This is a genomic window from Streptomyces iranensis, from assembly GCF_017874715.1.
In the GTDB taxonomy this organism is placed as follows: domain Bacteria; phylum Actinomycetota; class Actinomycetes; order Streptomycetales; family Streptomycetaceae; genus Streptomyces; species Streptomyces iranensis.
On record NZ_JAGGLR010000069.1, the window covers coordinates 1 to 3,680 of the forward strand.

General features: G+C 72.7%; 1 protein-coding gene. It reads left to right on the forward strand.

Translation table 11 applies throughout. The features are described 5' to 3' along the window. The coding region (locus J2Z30_RS49155; protein ID WP_245389370.1) for a type I polyketide synthase at positions 1-3,680 on the forward strand (3,680 nt) is incomplete at both ends.

Sequence of the window (3,680 nt, forward strand, 5' to 3'; positions counted from 1 at the left end):
TCGGAGCGGCTGGAGCGGGTGCTGCGTCCGAAGGTGGACGCGGCGTGGAATCTGCATGAGCTGACCCGCGAGCTGGACCTGTCGGCGTTCGTGCTCTTCTCCTCCGCCGCCGGCGTCTTCGGCGCCGCCGGACAGGGCAATTACGCCGCCGCCAACGCCTTCCTGGACGCGCTGGCGCAGCACCGTACGGCGCTCGGCCTGCCCGCCACCTCGCTGGCCTGGGGCCTGTGGGCCGACTCCAGCGCGATGACCGGTGAGCTGGACCAGGCCGACATGTCCCGGATGAGCCGGGGCGGTGTCGCCGCGCTCGCCACCGACGAGGGCAAGGAGCTGTTCGACGCGGCCGGACGGGCGGGCGAGGCGCTGCTCGTCCCGGTGCGTCTCGACCTGGCGGCGGCACGGGCCGAGGCGGCGTCCACAGGTGTGGTGGCCCCGCTTATGTCCGGGCTGGTGCGGGTCCCGGCACGGCGCACGGCCGAGGGCTCCGCCGGAACGGGCGCCCTGGCGCAGCGGCTGGCCCGCCTGAACGCGGCCGAGCAGCTGGAGACGCTGCTGGACGTGGTCCGTACCCAGGTCGCGGCCGTCCTGGGCTATGCCACCGCCGACTCGGTGGACCCCGACCGCGCCTTCCGCGACCTGGGCTTCGACTCGCTGACCGCCGTCGAACTGCGCAACCGCATGAACGCGGTCACCGGGATGCGGCTCCCCGCCACCCTGGTCTTCGACTACCCGACCTCCCTTGTCCTGGCCGAACACCTCCGGGACGAACTGGCGGGCACCCGCGCCCAGTCGGGCCTGCCGGTGTCGACCGTGGGCGCGCTCGACGACGAGCCGATCGCCATCGTGGGCATGAGCTGCCGCTTCCCGGGCGGGGTGCGCACCCCCGAGGACCTGTGGCGGCTGCTGTCCTCCGGCCAGGACGCCATCTCCGGCTTCCCCGTGGACCGTGGCTGGGACCTGGACGCGCTCTACCACCCGGATCCGGAGCACCCCGGCACCTCGTACACCCGCGAGGGCGGCTTCCTCCACGACGCCGCCGACTTCGACCCCACCTTCTTCGGGATCTCGCCGCGCGAGGCCCTCGCCACCGATCCGCAGCAGCGGCTGCTGCTGGAGACGTCGTGGGAGGCGTTCGAGCGCGCGGGCATCGACCCGGCCACGCTGCGCGGCAGCCGTACCGGTGTTTTCGCGGGCGTGATGTACCACGACTACGCCACGCTCGTGGAGCAGGCCCCCGACGGCGGTGGCGAGGGCGCGATCGGCTCCGGCAGCACGGGCTCCATCGCCTCCGGCCGCGTCGCCTACGCCCTCGGCCTGGAAGGCCCGGCCGTCACCGTCGACACGGCGTGCTCGTCGTCGCTGGTGGCGCTGCACTGGGCGATGCAGGCGCTGCGCTCGGGCGAGTGCACGATGGCGCTGGCCGGTGGTGTCACGGTGATGGCGACGCCCGGTACGTTCGTCGGCTTCAGCCGTCAGGGCGGCCTGTCCGCCGACGGCCGCTGCAAGGCGTTCTCGGCGGACGCGGACGGCACGGGCTGGGCCGAGGGCGCGGGCATGCTGCTCGTCGAGCGGCTGTCCGACGCGCGACGGAACGGCCACCCGGTGCTTGCGGTGGTGCGCGGCAGCGCCGTGAACCAGGACGGTGCGTCCAATGGCCTGACGGCGCCGAACGGGCCGTCCCAGCAGCGTGTCATCCGCCAGGCGCTGGCCGCCGCGGGGCTGTCGGTCGGCGATGTGGACGCGGTCGAGGCGCACGGTACGGGTACGTCGCTGGGCGACCCGATCGAGGCGCAGGCGCTGCTGGCCACCTACGGCCAGGAGCGGGACGCCGAGCGGCCGTTGCTGCTCGGCTCCATCAAGTCGAACATGGGCCACACCCAGGCCGCCGCCGGTGTCGCGGGCATCATGAAGATGGTTCTCGCCATGCGGCACGGTGTGCTTCCGCAGACCCTGCACGCGGACGAGCCGTCGCCGCATGTGGACTGGTCGGCGGGGGCCGTCTCGCTGCTGACGGAGCAGGTGGAGTGGCCGGAGAGCGGCCGTCCGCGCCGCGCGGGTGTGTCGTCGTTCGGCATCAGCGGCACCAATGTGCACACGATCATCGAGCAGGCGCCGGTGGTGGAGGCGGCGGCTGAGGCCCCGGCGGCTCCCGCTGCCACCCCCGCCGTGGTGCCGTGGGCGCTGTCCGGCCGCAGCGCCGCCGCCCTGCGGGCCCAGGCCGAGCGGCTGGCCGCCCATGCGGCGGACCGGCCCGAGCTGGGCGCGGTCGACCTGGGCTACTCGCTGGCGACCGGCCGATCGGCGTTCGACCACCGTGCGGTGGTGGTGGCCGAGGGCCGGGATGGCCTGCTGAAGGCTCTGGGGGCGCTGGCCGAGGGACGTCGCGCCGCGGCGCTCGTTCAGGGTTCGGTGGCCGGTGGCAAGGTGGCGTTCCTGTTCACGGGGCAGGGCAGCCAGCGGCTGGGGATGGGCCGTGAGCTGTACGACGCCTACCCGGTGTTCGCGGAGGCGTTCGACGCGGTCTGCGATGAGCTGGACGGGCACCTTGAGCGGCCGTTGAAGACGGTGCTGTTCGGGGATGACGCGGCGGTACTGGATCAGACGGGGTTCACCCAGCCTGCGTTGTTCGCGGTTGAGGTGGCGTTGTTCCGGCTGGTCGAGGCGTGGGGTCTGAAGGCGGACTTCCTGTCCGGGCATTCGATCGGTGAGCTGGCCGCTGCCCATGTGGCGGGTGTGCTCTCGCTCGCGGACGCGGCGAAGCTGGTGGCGGCCCGTGGCCGTCTGATGCAGTCGCTTCCGGCCGGTGGCGCGATGATCGCCGTGCAGGCGTCCGAGGACGAGGTCGCGCCGCTGCTGACCGAGCGCGTGTCGATTGCCGCGCTCAACGGGCCGTCGTCGGTAGTCATCGCGGGCGACGAGGACGCGGCTGTCGCGATTGCTTCTGGTTTCGAGGCGCAAGGTCGTAAGACCAAGCGGCTCACGGTGAGCCACGCGTTCCACTCCCCGCGCATGGACGGGATGTTGGAGGCGTTCCGCGAGGTGGCGCAGGGGCTTACGTACGAGGCCCCGCGCATCCCGATCGTGTCCAACCTGACGGGCGAGCTGGTCTCCGCCGAGGAGATCACCAGCCCGGACTTCTGGGTGCGGCACGTCCGCGAGGCGGTCCGTTTCCTCGACGGCGTACAGATGTTGGAAGCCCAGGGCGTCTCCACGTTTGTCGAGCTGGGCCCGGACGGTGTGCTCACGGCGATGGCGCAGCAGTGTGTCACCGGTGAGGACGCCGCGTTCGTCTCGGCCCTGCGCAAGGGCAGGGCCGAGACCGAGACGCTGACGAAGGCTCTCGCGCGCGCCCATGTGCGTGGTGTGGCGGTGGACTGGGCGGCCGTTTTCGGCGGTACGGGCGCGGCTCGGGTGGAGCTGCCGACGTACGCCTTCCAGTACGCGCGCTACTGGCCCGAGCTCCCGGCCACCGTGGGCGGTACGGCAGGGCTGGGCCTGGCGACCGTCGACCATCCGCTGATCGGGGCCGCCGTGCCGCTGGCCGGTGGCGAGGGGCTGCTGCTTACGGGCCGCCTGGGGCTCGACACGCATCCGTGGCTGCTGGATCACGCCGTGATGGGCTCGGTGCTGCTGCCGGGTACGGCCTTTGTGGAGTTGGCGGTTCGGGCCGGTGACCAGGT